Origin of the sequence: Roseomonas sp. OT10 (genome assembly GCF_020991085.1) — a bacterium.
GTDB lineage: Bacteria > Pseudomonadota > Alphaproteobacteria > Acetobacterales > Acetobacteraceae > Roseomonas > Roseomonas cutis.
Genome location: NZ_CP087719.1, coordinates 1,749,598 through 1,763,769 on the forward strand (window position 1 = coordinate 1,749,598; position 14,172 = coordinate 1,763,769).

The 14,172-nt window shown below is 73.3% G+C and carries 13 protein-coding genes; 9 read left to right on the top strand and 4 right to left on the bottom strand.

What is annotated here, in order from left to right; genetic code table 11:
• The first annotated feature begins 38 nt into the window (after window positions 1-38).
• Window positions 39-1,445 carry an amidohydrolase gene (locus LPC08_RS08055; RefSeq protein WP_230452183.1) on the top strand — a complete coding sequence of 469 codons (1,407 nt, stop codon included), beginning with the start codon at window positions 39-41 and terminating at the stop codon, window positions 1,443-1,445.
• Window positions 1,446-1,463: 18 nt separating this feature from the next.
• Here LPC08_RS08055 and LPC08_RS08060 read toward each other — a convergent pair whose 3' ends face one another.
• Together LPC08_RS08060 and LPC08_RS08065 are read right to left on the bottom strand one after the other, a co-directional pair.
• Window positions 1,464-2,252, bottom strand: a complete 789-nt coding sequence (locus tag LPC08_RS08060) for an enoyl-CoA hydratase/isomerase family protein (protein WP_230452184.1) — start codon at window positions 2,250-2,252, stop codon at window positions 1,464-1,466.
• Window positions 2,249-3,502 (bottom strand): CaiB/BaiF CoA transferase family protein, encoded by a 1,254-nt coding sequence (locus tag LPC08_RS08065; protein WP_230452185.1) that lies wholly within the window; start codon window positions 3,500-3,502, stop codon window positions 2,249-2,251. Before LPC08_RS08065 ends, LPC08_RS08060 begins: the two co-directional genes overlap by 4 nt.
• 176 nt (window positions 3,503-3,678) lie before the next feature.
• Between LPC08_RS08065 and LPC08_RS08070 the strand changes: the two genes are divergently transcribed.
• Together LPC08_RS08070 and LPC08_RS08075 are read left to right on the top strand one after the other, a co-directional pair.
• Window positions 3,679-4,719: a Bug family tripartite tricarboxylate transporter substrate binding protein gene (locus tag LPC08_RS08070; RefSeq protein WP_230452186.1), complete on the top strand. Its 1,041-nt coding sequence runs from the start codon at window positions 3,679-3,681 to the stop codon at window positions 4,717-4,719.
• Between the two features lie 95 nt (window positions 4,720-4,814).
• Window positions 4,815-5,501 (top strand): GntR family transcriptional regulator, encoded by a 687-nt coding sequence (locus LPC08_RS08075; protein WP_230452187.1) that lies wholly within the window; start codon window positions 4,815-4,817, stop codon window positions 5,499-5,501.
• Window positions 5,502-5,607: 106 nt separating this feature from the next.
• Here the strand turns inward: LPC08_RS08075 and LPC08_RS08080 are convergent, their stop codons facing one another.
• Complete coding sequence (locus LPC08_RS08080; RefSeq protein WP_230452188.1) at window positions 5,608-6,579, bottom strand: Bug family tripartite tricarboxylate transporter substrate binding protein; 972 nt, start codon at window positions 6,577-6,579, stop codon at window positions 5,608-5,610.
• Between the two features lie 248 nt (window positions 6,580-6,827).
• Between LPC08_RS08080 and LPC08_RS08085 the strand changes: the two genes are divergently transcribed.
• Window positions 6,828-8,315 carry a hypothetical protein gene (locus tag LPC08_RS08085; RefSeq protein ID WP_230452189.1) on the top strand — a complete coding sequence of 496 codons (1,488 nt, stop codon included), beginning with the start codon at window positions 6,828-6,830 and terminating at the stop codon, window positions 8,313-8,315.
• Window positions 8,316-8,319: 4 nt separating this feature from the next.
• Here LPC08_RS08085 and apbC read toward each other — a convergent pair whose 3' ends face one another.
• Window positions 8,320-9,420, bottom strand: coding sequence for an iron-sulfur cluster carrier protein ApbC (gene apbC, locus LPC08_RS08090; RefSeq protein ID WP_230452190.1), 1,101 nt, complete (start codon window positions 9,418-9,420; stop codon window positions 8,320-8,322).
• 364 nt (window positions 9,421-9,784) lie between these two features.
• On the opposite strand from apbC, the gene hflK reads away from it, so the two are divergent.
• The 5 genes from hflK (at window position 9,785) to LPC08_RS08115 (ending at window position 14,158) form a co-directional block, all read left to right on the top strand.
• Window positions 9,785-10,849, top strand: coding sequence for an FtsH protease activity modulator HflK (gene hflK, locus LPC08_RS08095; protein ID WP_441295833.1), 1,065 nt, complete (start codon window positions 9,785-9,787; stop codon window positions 10,847-10,849).
• Window positions 10,846-11,796 (top strand): protease modulator HflC, encoded by a 951-nt coding sequence (gene hflC, locus LPC08_RS08100; RefSeq protein WP_230452192.1) that lies wholly within the window; start codon window positions 10,846-10,848, stop codon window positions 11,794-11,796. The genes hflK and hflC overlap by 4 nt, the downstream gene beginning before the upstream one ends.
• Window positions 11,793-11,993: a DUF2065 domain-containing protein gene (locus tag LPC08_RS08105; RefSeq protein ID WP_230452193.1), complete on the top strand. Its 201-nt coding sequence runs from the start codon at window positions 11,793-11,795 to the stop codon at window positions 11,991-11,993. The genes hflC and LPC08_RS08105 overlap by 4 nt, the downstream gene beginning before the upstream one ends.
• Before the next feature lie 64 nt (window positions 11,994-12,057).
• Window positions 12,058-12,474 carry an MliC family protein gene (locus LPC08_RS08110; RefSeq protein WP_230452194.1) on the top strand — a complete coding sequence of 139 codons (417 nt, stop codon included), beginning with the start codon at window positions 12,058-12,060 and terminating at the stop codon, window positions 12,472-12,474.
• Between the two features lie 160 nt (window positions 12,475-12,634).
• Window positions 12,635-14,158, top strand: a complete 1,524-nt coding sequence (locus tag LPC08_RS08115; protein ID WP_230452195.1) for a DegQ family serine endoprotease — start codon at window positions 12,635-12,637, stop codon at window positions 14,156-14,158.
• Window positions 14,159-14,172: the final 14 nt, after the last annotated feature.

Below are 14,172 nucleotides of genomic sequence, written 5' to 3' on the forward strand. Positions count from 1 at the left end.
GCCCCGCTAGCCTCGGGCCGAAGGCAGAGGAGGACGTGATGGTCCGGATCCCCCAGCGGCGCGCCCTGAAGGCCGAGACGGTGCTGCCGGAGGCCGCGCCCTCCCGCCGCGGGCTCCTCGCCCTCGCCTGCGCCTGCGGCGTGCTGCCGTCCCTGTTGCCGCTCTCCGCCCGCGCCGCGGTGGCGGCGGCCCCGGCCCGGCCCTTCCATGCGGCACTGGACCAGGCAGCGGCGGCGATCGAGCCGCGCATGATCGCCTGGCGTCGCGACATCCACCAGAACCCGGAGCTGGGCAACCAGGAGGTCCGCACCTCCGGCCTCGTCGCCGCGCACCTGAGGCGGCTGGGCTACGAGGTGCGGGAGAAGGTCGCCGTCACCGGCATCGTCGCGACGCTGCGCGGCGGGGCCGGGCCCGGCCCGGTGCTGGCCCTGCGCGCGGACATGGACGCCCTGCCGGTGGCGGAGGAGGTGGACCTGCCCTTCGCCTCCCGCGCGAAGGCGCAGTGGGATGGGCAGGAGGTGAGCGTCATGCACGCCTGCGGCCATGACGGGCACGTCGCCATCCTGATGGCCGCGGCCGAGATCCTGGCGCAGCACCGGGACCAGCTCCGCGGCACCATCCGCCTGCTGTTCCAGCCGGCCGAGGAGAACCTGCCGCGCGGCGAGATCGGCGGCGCCCGGCGCATGCTGGAGGAGGGCGCCTTCGCCGACCTCAAGCCCGATGCCGTGTTCGGCCTGCATTTGTCCAGCGGCCTGCCGGTGGGGGCGCTGGGCTGGCGGCCGGGGGCGACGGCGGCGAGCGCGGACGAGTTCCGCATCACCGTCCATGGCCGCCAGACCCATGGCGCCCGGCCCTGGGCCGGCGTGGACCCGATCGTGGTGGGGGCGCAGATCGTCTCCGCCCTCCAGACCCTGCAGAGCCGGCAGGTGGATGTGGGCGAGCCCTCGGTGCTGACGGTGGGGCAGTTCCATGCCGGCAACCGCAGCAACATCATCCCCGACCGGGCGGAGATGAACGGCACCCTGCGCACCTACTCGGACGAGCGGCGCAGCTACATGATGCGCCGGGTGAAGGAGATGGCGGAGGGTGTGGCGGCCGGCATGGACGCCCGCGCCGATGTCCACTGGGAGCCCAACGGCTATCCCAGCAACCGCAACGATCCCACCCTGTCCGAGCGCATGGCGCCCAGCCTGGCCCGGGTCTGCGGTCCGGACCAGCTGCGGCTGACGGCACCCGGGCTGGCCGCGGAGGACTTCGCCTACTTCGCCCAGGCGGTGCCCGGCTTCTTCTTCACCGTCGGCATCATCGGCCCCGGCATCGACCCGCGCACCGCGCCGCCCAACCACTCGCCGCGCTTCCGGGTGGACGAGGCGGGGCTGCTCTACGGGCTGCGCGGCCTGCTGCACGCCGCCGCGGACTTCACCGGCAGCGGCGCGCCGGCCTGACGGCGGGGGAGGGGGCGCTCAGCGTCCCGTCCAGGCGGGCGCCGCCTTGTCCAGGAAGGCGCGCACGCCGAGCCGGAAGTCGTCGCTGCCGTAGCATTGCCGGATCAGATCCTCCGCCTGCTCCTGCGGATCGTGCGCCAGGCGGCGCAGCATCTCCCGCGTCACCGCCATGGTCACCGGGGCGTGGCCGAGCAGCTTCCCCGTCAGCTTGCCGAGCTCGGCATCGAGGCTCTCCGGGGGCACGATGGCGGCGAGGTAGCCGAGCGGCGCCAGGGTCTCGGCGGTCGGCATCTCCGCCAGCAGCAGCATGCGGCGGACCATGCTGACGCCCAGCGTCGCGGAGAGCCGGCGCAGGTTGGCCGGCGACAGGCAGTTGCCCAGGGTCCGCGCGATCGGCACGCCGAAGCGCGCGCCCGGGGTCGCGACGCGCAGGTCGCAGGCATTGGCGATGGCGAGGCCGCCGCCGATGGCGAAGCCCTCCACCACGCAGACGGTCGGCACGCGGAGGCGCTCCAGCGCCTCCACATAGGTGTCGATCCTGCGCTCGTAGGCGACGCCATCCTCGCCCGAGGCGAATTCGGTGAACTGGGCGATGTCCGTCCCGGCGACGAAGGCCTGGCCGCCCGCGCCGCGCAGCACCGCGAGGCGGATGGAGCTGTCCGCGTCGATCCGGCCGACCGCCTCGCCGAGCTGCTGGTACATCGTCCAGGTCATGGCGTTGCGCGCCGCCGGACGGTCGAAGGTCAGGTGGGCGACGCCGTCCTCCACGCGGAAGCGGACGGCGCCCTCGTCGCGCGCGCCGCTCATGCCGCGAAGGCCCCGTTCTGGCGCAGCGTCTCCGCCGCCTTGGCGTCGATGCCCAGCTCGGCGAGCAGGTCCTCCGTGTGCTCGCCCAGCAGCGGCGCGTGGCGGCGGAGCTGCTGCGGCGTGGCGGAGAGCTTCACCGGGAAGCCGATGTTGGGGACGCTGCCCTCGATCGGGTGCGGCACCTCCATGCGCATGGCGCGGTGCTGCGCGTGCTCGCTCTCGAAGGCCTCGGGGTAGGTGTTCATGCGCCCGGCGGGCAGGCCGGCGGCGAGCATGGTCTCCACCCATTCCTCGGCGGTCTTGGTGGCGAAGGTCTTCTCCAGCTCCTCGATCAGCACCTCGCGGTTGGCGAGGCGGGCGGGGATGTCGACGAAGCGCGGGTCGGTGGTCAGCTCCGGCCGTTCCAGCATCTCGCACAGCTTCAGCCACAGCTTCTGGCTGGGCGCGCCCATCACGAAGTAGCCGTCCGATGCCTTCACCGCCTGGTAGGGCGCGCTCATGCGGTTGGAGGTGCCGACCGGCTGCGGGATGCGCCCCGTGCCCCAGTATTCCGAGATGTCCCAGATGGAGAAGGCCATCGCCGCGTCGAACAGCGCGGCGTCGATATACTGCCCCTCGCCGCTCTTCTGCCGGCCGATATAGGCGCTGAGCACGGCGTAGAGGGTGAACAGGGCGCAGCCGATGTCGGCCACCGGCACCCCTGCCTTCACCGGGGGCGAGCCGGGGTGGCCGGTGACGCTCATCACCCCCGACATGGCCTGGGCCATCAGGTCGAAGCCCGGGCGCATCGCCCAGGGGCCGGACTGCCCGAAGCCGGAGATGGAGGCGTAGATCAGCCGCGGGTTGATCGTCCGCAGGTCCTCGTAGCCGAGGCCGAGGCGCTTCATCACCCCCGGGCGGTAGTTCTCGATCAGCACGTCCGCCGTCTCGACCAGCTTCAGGAAGACGGCCTTGCCCGCCTCGCTCTTGAGGTTGATGGCGATGCTGCGCTTGTTCCGGTTCAGGTTGAGGAAGCCCATGCTGTCGGGCCCCTTCATCTTGAACCCCATGGCCGAGCGCGTCTGGTCGCCGCCGCCGGGCGGCTCGACCTTGATCACGTCCGCGCCCAGGTCGGCCAGCATCATGCCCGCGAAGGGGCCGGCCATCACCTGGGTCACGTCCAGCACGCGGATGCCGGACAGCGGCAGGGCCCGGGTCGCCTGGGCATCGGGGGCGATGGCGTCCGAGCGCGGGGGCAGGGTGTCGGGCATGGTGGCGGTTCCTCCTCGGTGCCGCCGGTGGCCGCGGCGGGGGCGGCGGATGGGTAGGGCAGGAGCGGGCGACGGGGCAAGGGAATATTGAGTTTTACGTTATGCATTCTGAATGCAAAATCCCTTTACGGCGCTCCGTTGCCCCGCTAGCGTGCCGGTCCGAGGAGGAGACAACCATGCGCCCGAGGACCCTGCCGATGCCCCCCGCCGCCGGTGCCCCGGCCGGACAGGGCGCCCTGCCGCGCCGCGCCCTGCTGGCGGCGGCGGGCGCGTTCGGCGCGCCCGCATTGATGCCGCGCGCCGCCCGGGCGCAGGACGGCTATCCCAGCCGTGCCGTGACGATCATGGTCGGCTTCGCCCCCGGCGGCGGGGCGGACACCATCGCGCGGCTGCTGGGCCAGCGCCTGCAGCAGAGCCTGGGCCAGCCGGTGCCGGTGGAGAACCGCCCCGGCGGCAGCGGCACCATCGCCGTGAACACCGTGCTGCGCGCCAGGCCGGATGGCTACACCTTCGGGGTGGGCACCAACTCCAGCAACGCCATCGTGCCGCAGCTGATGACCCCGCCGCCCTACGACGTGCTGAAGGACCAGACGCCCATCCTGCATGTCGGCTACTCGCCGCAGGTGCTGACGGTCCCCGCGAGCTCGCCGGCGCGCGACGTGCAGGGCTTCATCGCGATGGTGAAGGCGAAGCCCGGCGCCATCAACTACGCCTCCTCCGGCGTCGCCACGCAGCAGCACCTCGCGGCGGAGTTCTTCGCCAAGGGCATCGGCGGCAGCATGACCCACGTGCCCTATCGCGGCAGCGGCCAGGCGATCAGCGACCTGATCGCCGGTCAGGTGGACGTGAACTTCGACACCCTGCCGACCGTGCTGCCGCATGTCCGCCAGGGCACCTTGCGGGCGCTGGCCGTGACCACGCCGCAGCGCGTGCCCTGGCTGCCGGACGTGCCGACGCTGATCGAGGCCGGCGTGCCGGAATTCGACGTGGTGACGCGCTACATCGTCTTCGCCCCGGCCGGGCTGCCGGCCCCGCTCGCCGAGCGCTGGGCCGGGATGCTGAACGAGGCGCTGGCCGATCCGCAGGTGAAGACCCGGATGAACGAGGCGGGCTTCGTGCCCGGCGGCGGCACCCTGGCCAGCACCGCGCAGCTGATCCGGGCCGAGCAGGAGCGCTTCGGCGCGCTGGCGCGGGCCGCGAACATCCGGCTGGAGTGATGGACGGCAAGCCCTCCCCCGGCCTGCCGGACGCCGGCGTTCCCTCGCCAGCGCCGGGGGGCTATGCCTGGGGAGGTGAGGAATCCCGCCCCCGCATGACCGTCGCCACGCCGATCCCCCGCCACAGCCTGCACGACATGCTGGTGGGCGGCATCCGCGAGATGATCGTGTCGGGCGAGCTGCGCCCCGGCGGGAAGGTCCCCGAGGCGCAGCTCTGCGAGCGCTTCGACGTGTCCCGCACGCCCCTGCGGGAGGCGCTGAAGGTGCTGGCGGCGGAGGGGATGATCCAGCTCCTGCCACGGCGCGGGGCGGTGGTCGCGCAGGTGACGCCGGAGGAGATCGAGGAGCTCTTCCCGATCATGGCGGTGCTGGAGGGCTTGGCGGGGGAGATGCTGTGCCGCCATGCGGACGCGGCGCGGATCGCCGCGCTGCGCGCCGTGCACGATCGCATGATGGGGGAGTACGCGCGGGGCGACGAGCCGGCCTATCTGCGCAGCAACCGGGAGTTCCACGACCTGCTCTTCGTCGCGGCCGGGAACGCGACGCTGCACGCCTTCTACCAGCAGATCCTGACCCGCATCCGCGCCTTCCGCTTCATCGCGCGCAAGAGCCCGGACAACTGGCGGCAGGCGGCGGAGGAGCACGAGCGGATCATGGAGGCGATCGAGGCCCGGGACGGCGCGAAGCTGTCGCGCCTGCTGCGCCGGCACGTCAACGGGGTGACGGTGAAGATCGCGCAGGATGCGCTGCGCCAGGCGGTGGACGGCACTGCGGCGCGGTAGCGCAAGGGCGGCACCCTGCCGGGAGGGGGCGCCGCCCAGGGCGGGAAGCCAGGCCCGGGCGCTCCGCGGTCCCGGGCACGGGCGGGCTCCGCGGCGCGCCGCCGCGCTACTCCAGCTGGATGTTCAGCTCCTTCACCTTGCGCGCCCAGAAGGCGCTCTCCTCGGTGACGGCCTTGGCGAAGACGGCGCGCGGCTGGTCCGGCGCCGGCTCCAGCCCCTCCAGCGCCAGGCGCTCGCGGAACAGCGGCGTGCTTGCGGCCTTCTTCGCCGCCACCTCGAAACGGTCCAGGGTCTCGGCGGGGGTGCGCGCGGGGGCGAGCAGGCCGTGCCAGCCGGCGATGACGATGCCGGGCATGCCCGCCTCGCCCAGGGTGGGCACGTTGGGCAGGGCGGTCATCCGGGTCGGGCCGGTGACGGCGAGGGCCTTCAGCTTGCCCTCCTGGATCAGCGGGATCGCCGGCGGCGGCGAGCTGAAGTTCATCGAGACGCGCTGCGCCACCACGTCCATCAGCGCGGGCGCCGTGCCGCGGTAGGAGACGTGGTCCATCTCGAACCCTGCCGCCTCGGAGAAGAGCACGCCGGCCAGATGGTTGTTGCTGCCCACGCCGCCGGAGGAGAAGGTCAGCTCCCCCGGCCGCTTGCGCTTCGCCAGGGCCACCAGCTCCGCGACGGTGGAGACGCCGAGGGACGGGTCCACGACCAGGACGTAGGAGTAGGACGAGACCTGCGCGATCGGCGCCAGGGCGGTCGCGAGGTCGACCTTGTCGCCGCGCTGCAGGTGCGGGTTGACGACAATGTTCGTGCTGACCGCATAGAGCAGGGTGCTGCCGTCGGGCCGCGCCCGCGCCACGGCGGTGGAGCCGATATAGCCCGCCGCGCCGCCGCGGTTGTCCACCACCACCTGCTGGCCGAGGGTCTGCGAGAACTCCTGCGCGAAGATGCGGCCGACGATGTCCGTGCCGCCGCCCGCCGCATAGGGGACGATCATGGTGATGGGCGCGGGGGCCTGGGCCCGGCCGATGCGGGGCAGGGCCAGGACGGCGGCTCCCGCCAGAAGCTGGCGTCGGGGGGTGATCATCCGGGATGTCTCCTGTCGGGAGCCGCTGCGGGCGCCTTCCCGCCGAGGATAGGGGGGCGGCGGCCGGCCGCCCAGGCACCTCGTCCCGTACCGGCCGCACGATCCGGGGACACGACATCGTCATCACAGGCGGCGCGTGCGATAGAGCGCGACGGGATCGGCCCGGGGCGTGGACGGCAGCGCGGGGGATGCCCCGATCCGGGGCGCCCGGGTGTTGCCCGGCCGCTCGCCGAGGGAGGGATGCCGGCGTGTCGACGATGGGATCGGGCCAGGGCGGCGTCACCGTGGTCCAGGCCGCGCCCGCCCGGCTCGATCGGGAGGGCTTGGCGGGCCTGGGCATTCCCTTCCTGCTGCCGCTGATCGAGCACCTTCACGCGCTTCAGGCCCGGCCGTCGGAGCGGACGGGGCGCTGGTTCCAGCGGGACCTGATCGGCCAGGGCTTCTTCGAGGTCCCGTCGGCCTGGACCGGTGAGCCGGTGCGGACCCGGCAATCCGTCCTGCTCCGCGACAAGTCCGTCGTCTACCTGTTCGATGGCGAGCCGGATCTCTGGCTCGGCGCCGGCTCGCTGGGCGACGGATGCCCGGTCAACAGCGTCTTCATCCCGTCGCGCCGCCTGTTCCTGAACCTGGGGCACGAGGTCTGGGGCGCCAGGCCGGAGCAGGTCCTGGGCGCCGAGCGCATCCTCGCCGCGATGGGCCACGCCCCGCCCGCCGGCGACGGGGCCCGCGTGACGGTGGTGAGCGGCGACCCGAGCTTCGCGCACCACGTCTGGAACCAGCTCGGCGCCCTCGACCGCCTCGCCGCGGAGGGATGGCGGGACCGGCGGCTCGACCTCGTCGTCACGCATGAGCCGCTGGGCCCGATCCGCGGCCTCTTCGCGGACTGCCAGGGCTGGACGGTGACCCACTGCTTCGAGCACGCGCTGGAGGAGCTGAACGCCCCGGGGCGGCTCTTCGTCCCGCTCGGCGGCGCGCTCGTCACGCGGGGGGCGCGGGAGAGGCTGTTCCGCCATGTCGCCGCCCTGCCGGGGACGGCGCCGCTGCCGCGCCATCCCCGCGGCTGGCGCTTCTGGATCAGCATCCGCACCCGGAACCGGACGGCCGCCAACCAGATCGAGTTCCTGACCGCCCTCTGCCAGGCGCTCGGCGCCGCCTATCCCGGCTGCGAGGTCATCCTGGATGGCCACTCGCTGGCCGAGGACAACGACCGGCTGATGGCTCTCGGGGATCGTTCGAACCTCGCCATCGCCGCCGCGGACCTGGCGGTCGCGGATGCGGTGGCGGCCGGGCTGCGCCGCCGCCGGCGGGTCCGCGTGACGAAGGCAGTCGGCCTGCGCATCTCGCAATCCCTGACGCTGGCGCGAGGCTGCGACTTCTACGTCTGTCACCACGGGACGGTGCAGCACAAGATCGGCTGGTTCACGGACGTGCCTGGCATCGCGCATTCCAACCGCGAGATCACCCTGGCCGACCCGGCGCCGAGCGTGGCGGGGCATGTGGAAGGCGGGGTCGCCCCCGTCTACCTGCCGGAGCGCCTCATCGGAGAGCTGGGGCCGCGCGTGGAGGGCGATGCGCTGGCCGCCGAGCTGCGCCATGACGGCTATGTCGTGACGGCGCTGGAGGAGGCCTGCGCGTTCATCGTCGCGGAGGCCGGGCGGCACGTGCCGCCCGCTCCGCCCGGCCTCTGGCAGCGCCTGCGGGGCCGGCTCCGCCGCCTGGGCCGCGTCCCACCATAGGGGATCACTCCTCCACGATGCGTGGCCCGTCCGCGGCCGGCGCCGCGGCCTTCTCCCACAGCCGGGCCGCCATGGCCCTGTAGGCCGCGGCCTCCTCGCTCTCCGGCCGGGCGAGCACGATGGGGGTGCCGGCATCGGCCAGCTCGCGGATGGCCAGGCGAAGCGGCAGCTCGCCGAGGAACTCGATCCCCAGCCGCTCCGCCTCCGCGCGGGCGCCGCCATGGCCGAAGATCTCCGACCGGTGGTTGCAGTTGGGGCAGCAGAAGTAGGACATGTTCTCGACGATCCCGAGGACGGGGACGTTGACCTTCTCGAACATCCTCACCCCCCGCCGCGCGTCGATCAGCGCCACGTCCTGCGGCGTGGAGACGATGACGGCACCGCGCAGCGGCACGCGCTGGCTCATCGTCAGCTGCGCGTCGCCAGTGCCGGGGGGCATGTCCACCACCATGATGTCCAGCGCACCCCATTCGACCTGGGCCATCATCTGCTCCAGCGCGCCCATCACCATCGGGCCGCGCCAGATCATCGCCGTCTCCTGGTCCACCAGGAAGCCGATGGACATGGCCTTCAGCCCCCAGGCCTCGATGGGCCGGATGCGCTGGCCGTCCGTCACGGGCCGGTCCCGCGTGCCCAGCATCTGCGGCAGCGAGGGGCCGTAGATGTCCGCGTCCAGCAGGCCGACCCGCAGGCCCCGGGCGGCGAGCGCCACGGCCAGGTTGACGGCGGTGGTGGACTTGCCGACCCCGCCCTTGCCCGACGCCACGGCCACGATCGCGCCGACCTGCGGCAGCAGCATCGCCCCCTGCCCGGGGGCGGGGCGGACGGCGCGCGGCGCGTCGGCGGCGGGGGCGGGGCGCTGCGCGGTCAGGACCACCGTGGCGGAGAGCACGCCCGGCACGGCCGCCGCCGCCCTCTCCGCCGCGGCCCGGACCGACTCCAGCGACCGGGCGCGTTCGCGCGGCACCTCCAGGGCCAGCTGCACCAGCCCGTCGCGCACCACCATCCCCTGAACCCAGCCCGAGGACACCACGTCCGCGCCGGTGGCGGGATCGCGCACCGCGGCCAGGGCCTGCCGCACCGCCTCCCTCAGATCGCCAGACATGATGAACCTCTTGTAATCTTTCGCGCCGTGCCCGACATGGGCGCGCACACGCCACGTCGTGATATGGGCCATCCTTTCCAGCGCAAGCCGCGCCGGCAGGCAAGCCGGCAAGGGTCCGACCGTCCGGGTCGATCAGGCCGGGCCGAACGGGGAACTTCCCCGGGAGGGGGTTGACCCAGCGGCGCGGAGTGGCCAGCGGTGAGACTTCTCTGAGGAGACGCGACGGCTCATGCCGTGGAACAGCAACGGCGGACCCAGCCCCTGGGGCAATCAGCGCCCCTCCGGCGGCGGCGGTCCTTGGGGCCAGCCGCCCCAGGGCGGCAACGGCGGACCCTTCGGCGGTCGTGGGCCCGATCTGGATGACGTGATCCGACAGGCGCAGGACGCGGTACGCCGCTACCTGCCGCGACGCGGCGGCGGCAAGGGGCTGGCGCTGCTCGGCGTTCTGCTGCTCGCCGGCTGGGCGGCCTCCGGCATCTACCGGGTGGAACCGGACGAGCAGGGCGTGGTGATGCGCTTCGGCGCCTTCCGCGCCACCACCGGCCCCGGCCTGAACTACCACCTGCCCTGGCCGATCGAGACGGTGACGACGCCGCGCGTCACCCGCATCAACCGGGTGGACATCGGCTTCCGCAGCGCCGTGGACAGCACCGCCGCCGTGCGGCCGACGCCGTCGCGCGACGTGCTGGAGGAATCGATGATGCTCACCGGCGACGAGAACATCATCGACATCGACTTCGCCGTGTTCTGGCGGATCCGCGACGCCGGCGAGTTCCTGTTCAACACGCGCAACCCCGAGCCCACGGTGAAGTCCGCGGCCGAGAGCATGATGCGTGAGGTGATCGGCCGCACCCCGATCCAGCCCGCCCTGACCGAGGCCCGCGCCCAGATCGAGCAGGCCGTCCGGCTCGGCACCCAGGCGATCATGGACCAGTACAAGGCGGGCGTTGAGATCACCCAGGTGCAGATGCAGAAGGTCGATCCGCCGCCTTCCGTCGTGGACGCCTTCCGCGACGTGCAGCGCGCCCAGGCCGACCGCGAGCGCGCCCGCAACGAGGCGGAGAGCTACCGCAACGACATCATCCCGCGTGCCCGCGGCGAGGCCGAGCGCCTTACCCAGGAGGCGCAGGGCCAGCGCGAATCCCAGATCGCCCGCGCCCGCGGCGAGGCGCAGCGCTTCGTCTCGGTGCTCTCCGCCTATCAGGCGGCGCAGGACGTGACCCTGCGGCGCATGTACTTGGAGACCATGGAGGAGATCCTGCGGCGCAACCCGAAGATCGTGGTGGATGACCGGCTGTCCGGCATCGTGCCGCTGCTGAACCTGGACGGCGCGCGCGCCGCGGCCGCGGCGAGCACCCAGTCGCGCCCGGCCACCCCGCCGGCCCCGCCCGCCGTGCGGCCCCAGGTCCCGACGGGAGGCGGCCGATGAACCGCCTGATCGCCCTCGGCGCGGCCGCCCTGGTCGCGCTGATCCTGGTCGCCTCGACCCTGTTCACCGTCCACCAGACGCAGCAGGTGCTGATCACCCAGTTCGGCGAGCCGATCCGCGTGATCCGCGAGCCCGGGCTGCACGCCAAGATCCCGCTGATCCAGAACGTCATCGCCTTCGACCGCCGCCTGCTGGACTTCGAGGCGCCCGGCGAGGAGCTGATCCTGGGCGACCAGCGCCGGCTGATCGTGGACACCTTCACCCGGTTCAGCATCACCGACCCGCTGCTGTTCTACCAGACGGTGGGCGCGGCGGAGGCCGGCATCCGCGGCCGGCTCTCCTCGATCGTGTCCTCGGCGTTGCGCCGCGTGCTGGGCAACGAGCCGCTGCTCGCGGTGCTCTCCGCCGACCGGCTGCGGATCATGAACGAGATCCGCCGGCAGGTGAACGAGGAGGCGCGGCGCTTCGGCATCGAGGTCGCCGATGTCCGCCTCCGCCGCGCCGACCTGCCGGAGGAGAACACCCAGGCGATCCTGTCGCGCATGCAGTCCGAGCGCGAGCGCGTCGCCCGCGAGGCCCGGGCCGAGGGCGAGGAGATCCGCGCCCGCGTCCGCGCCGGCGCCGACCGCGAGCGCACCGTGCTGCTGGCCGAGGCGCAGGCACAGGCCGACATCCTGCGCGGCCAGGGCGAGCAGGAGTCGATCGCGATCTTCGCCGACGCCTTCCAGCGCGACCCGCAGTTCTTCCAGTTCTGGCGGACCATGCAGGCCTACCGGGAGTCCTTCTCCGAGGGCGACAACCGGCTGGTGCTGAGCCCGGAGAGCGACTTCTTCCGCTACTTCCGCCATGCCCCCGGCAATCTGGTGACCACGGCGCCGGAGCCGCCGGGCGCATCCGCCCCGGCCCCCGCGGCGGCATCGCCCGCGCCGCCGGCCCAGGCGCCGTGACGGGCGCCCAGCTCCTGGCGGGGCTGGGCGTCGCCCTGGCGCTGGAGGGCCTGGCCTATGCCGTGGCCCCCGGCCTGATGCGGCGCGCCGTCGCCACCCTGGCCGCCACGCCGGAGGAGCGCCTCCGGCTGGGCGGGCTGGTGGCGGCCGTGCTCGGCATCGGCGCCGCCTTCCTGCTGACCCACGCCCATGCCTGACAGCCGGGATCGGGAAGGGCCCGCCCGCCCGCCCGCCGGTCCTTCCCGTCCAAGGAACGACATCATGCGCCGCCTCCCGCGCCTTTCCCTCCCTGGCCGGGTCGGCCTGCGCCAGGCGGCGCTGCCGGCAGCCCTGCTCCTGGTCCTGGCGGCCTGCGGCCGGGCGGAGGTTTCCCCCTCGCTCGCCACCCTCGCCACGGCATCGCCGCGGGCGCTGCCCCCGCCCATGGCCACGGCCGCCGATGACAATGACATCACCTATGCCTGCGAGGGCGGGCTGCGCTTCACCGCGACCTTCAGGCCGTCGCGGTCCGACGTGGAGATCGCGCTGCCCGGTGCCGCGCCCATCACCCTGCCGCAGCAGGTGAGCGGCTCCGGCATCCGCTATGCCGATGCGGTCCACGAGCTGCGCGGCAAGGGCGGCGACGCGACCTGGACGGTCGGCCGCCAGGCCCCGCTCGCCTGCCGCGCCCAGGGCTAGGCGGCCCCGGGGAGGCAGCCCGGTCCGTTCGCGGCCCCTCCGTCCCCGGAACGTGACAGGCCCGCCAGCTTCTGTGGTGCTTCGTCACGCTTGTCCCGCTTCCCTCCCGCCCGGGCGCGTTACATATCTGGGCCACGTCTCCGAACAGGAAAGCTCACACGTGCGTCCCCACCTGCTCGCCACGGCCGCCTTGGCGGCCTGCCTCGCGGCCGTTTCGCCGGCGCCGGTCCTTGCCCAGGCCCCGATGCGTGACGCCCCCACCTCCTTCGCCCCCCTGGCGCGGCAACTGCTGCCGGCCGTCGTGAACATCCAGACCACGACGACCCTGCAGGCCCGCGCCGGCCGCCCCGATGCGCCGGAGGTCCCCCAGGCCCCGCCGGGCAGCCCCTTCGAGGAGTTCTTCCGCGACTTCCTGGAGCGCAACCGCCCCGGTCAGCAGCCGGGCCGCCCGAACCAGCCGCAGCAGCCGCGGCGGGCCCAGTCCCTGGGCTCGGGCTTCGTCGTGGATGCCGCCGCCGGCATCGTGGTCACCAACAACCACGTCATCGACGGCGCCGACGAGATCAACGTGGTGCTGCAGGACAACACCTCGATCAAGGCGGAGCTGCTGGGCACCGACCCGCGCACCGACATCGCGGTGCTGAAGATCCCGACGGCGGGCCACAGCCTGACGGCCGTGGATTTCGGCGACAGCGACACCGCCCAGGTGGGCGACTGGGTGCTGGCGATCGGCAATCCCTTCGGCCTCGGCGGGTCGGTGACGGCGGGCATCGTCTCGGCGCGCGGCCGCGACATCCGCCAGGGCCTCTACGACGACTTCATCCAGACGGACGCCGCCATCAACCGCGGCAACTCCGGCGGGCCGCTGTTCAACCTCGACGGCAAGGTGATCGGCATCAACACCGCCATCTACTCGCCGTCCGGCGGGTCGATCGGCATCGGCTTCTCCATCCCGTCCAACCTGGCGCGCAACATCGTCGCGCAGCTTCGCGACGGCGGTAAGGTCCGCCGCGGCTGGCTGGGGGTGAACATCCAGCAGGTGACGGACGAGATCGCCGAGAGCCTGGGCCTGAAGGGCGGCGCGCGCGGCGCCCTGGTGGCCCGTGCCCAGGAGGATGGGCCGGCGGCCAAGGGCGGCATCCGCAACGGCGACGTGATCCTGCGCTTCAACAACCAGGACGTGAAGGAGATGCGCAACCTGCCGCGCATCGTGGCCGAGACCGCGGTCGGCACCCAGGCCCCCGTGGTGGTCTGGCGCGACGGCAAGGAGGAGACGGTGACCGTCACGGTCGCGGAGCTTCCCGCCGACGTGCAGCAGGCGGCGACCAATCCCGGCCAGGCCCGCCCCGGCAGCCAGGTGGTGGAGCTGTCCGGCATGGGGCTGAAGGTCGCGCCGATCACCAGCGAGACGCGCGAGCGCTTCTCCCTGCGCGAGGAGACGAAGGGCGTCGTGATCACCGAGGTGGCGCCCGGCGGCGCGGGGGCGGAGCGTGACCTGCGCCCCGGCGACGTGATCGTGGAAGTCCAGCAGGAGCGGGTGAACACCCCGCAGGAGCTGCAAGCGCGCCTGGAGACCCTGCGCAAGCAGAACCGCGCCACCGCCCTGGTGCTGGTGGAGAACGCGCAGGGCCAGCGCTTCGTGCCGCTGCGCCTGCGCGAGCAGCCGGGCCGCAGCCCGGGCTGAGGCCAACACGGCCC

Bases quoted from the DNA above. Each gene is read 5' to 3' on its own strand.
- LPC08_RS08055 (WP_230452183.1), top strand. From the start codon at position 39: ATGGTCCGGATCCCCCAGCGGCGCGCCCTGAAGGCCGAGACGGTGCTG.
- LPC08_RS08080 (WP_230452188.1), bottom strand. From the start codon at position 6,579: ATGATCACCCCCCGACGCCAGCTTCTGGCGGGAGCCGCCGTCCTGGCC.
- LPC08_RS08060 (WP_230452184.1), bottom strand. From the start codon at position 2,252: ATGAGCGGCGCGCGCGACGAGGGCGCCGTCCGCTTCCGCGTGGAGGAC.
- LPC08_RS08110 (WP_230452194.1), top strand. From the start codon at position 12,058: ATGCGCCGCCTCCCGCGCCTTTCCCTCCCTGGCCGGGTCGGCCTGCGC.
- apbC (WP_230452190.1), bottom strand. From the start codon at position 9,420: ATGTCTGGCGATCTGAGGGAGGCGGTGCGGCAGGCCCTGGCCGCGGTG.
- hflC (WP_230452192.1), top strand. From the start codon at position 10,846: ATGAACCGCCTGATCGCCCTCGGCGCGGCCGCCCTGGTCGCGCTGATC.
- LPC08_RS08065 (WP_230452185.1), bottom strand. From the start codon at position 3,502: ATGCCCGACACCCTGCCCCCGCGCTCGGACGCCATCGCCCCCGATGCC.
- LPC08_RS08070 (WP_230452186.1), top strand. From the start codon at position 3,679: ATGCGCCCGAGGACCCTGCCGATGCCCCCCGCCGCCGGTGCCCCGGCC.
- LPC08_RS08075 (WP_230452187.1), top strand. From the start codon at position 4,815: ATGACCGTCGCCACGCCGATCCCCCGCCACAGCCTGCACGACATGCTG.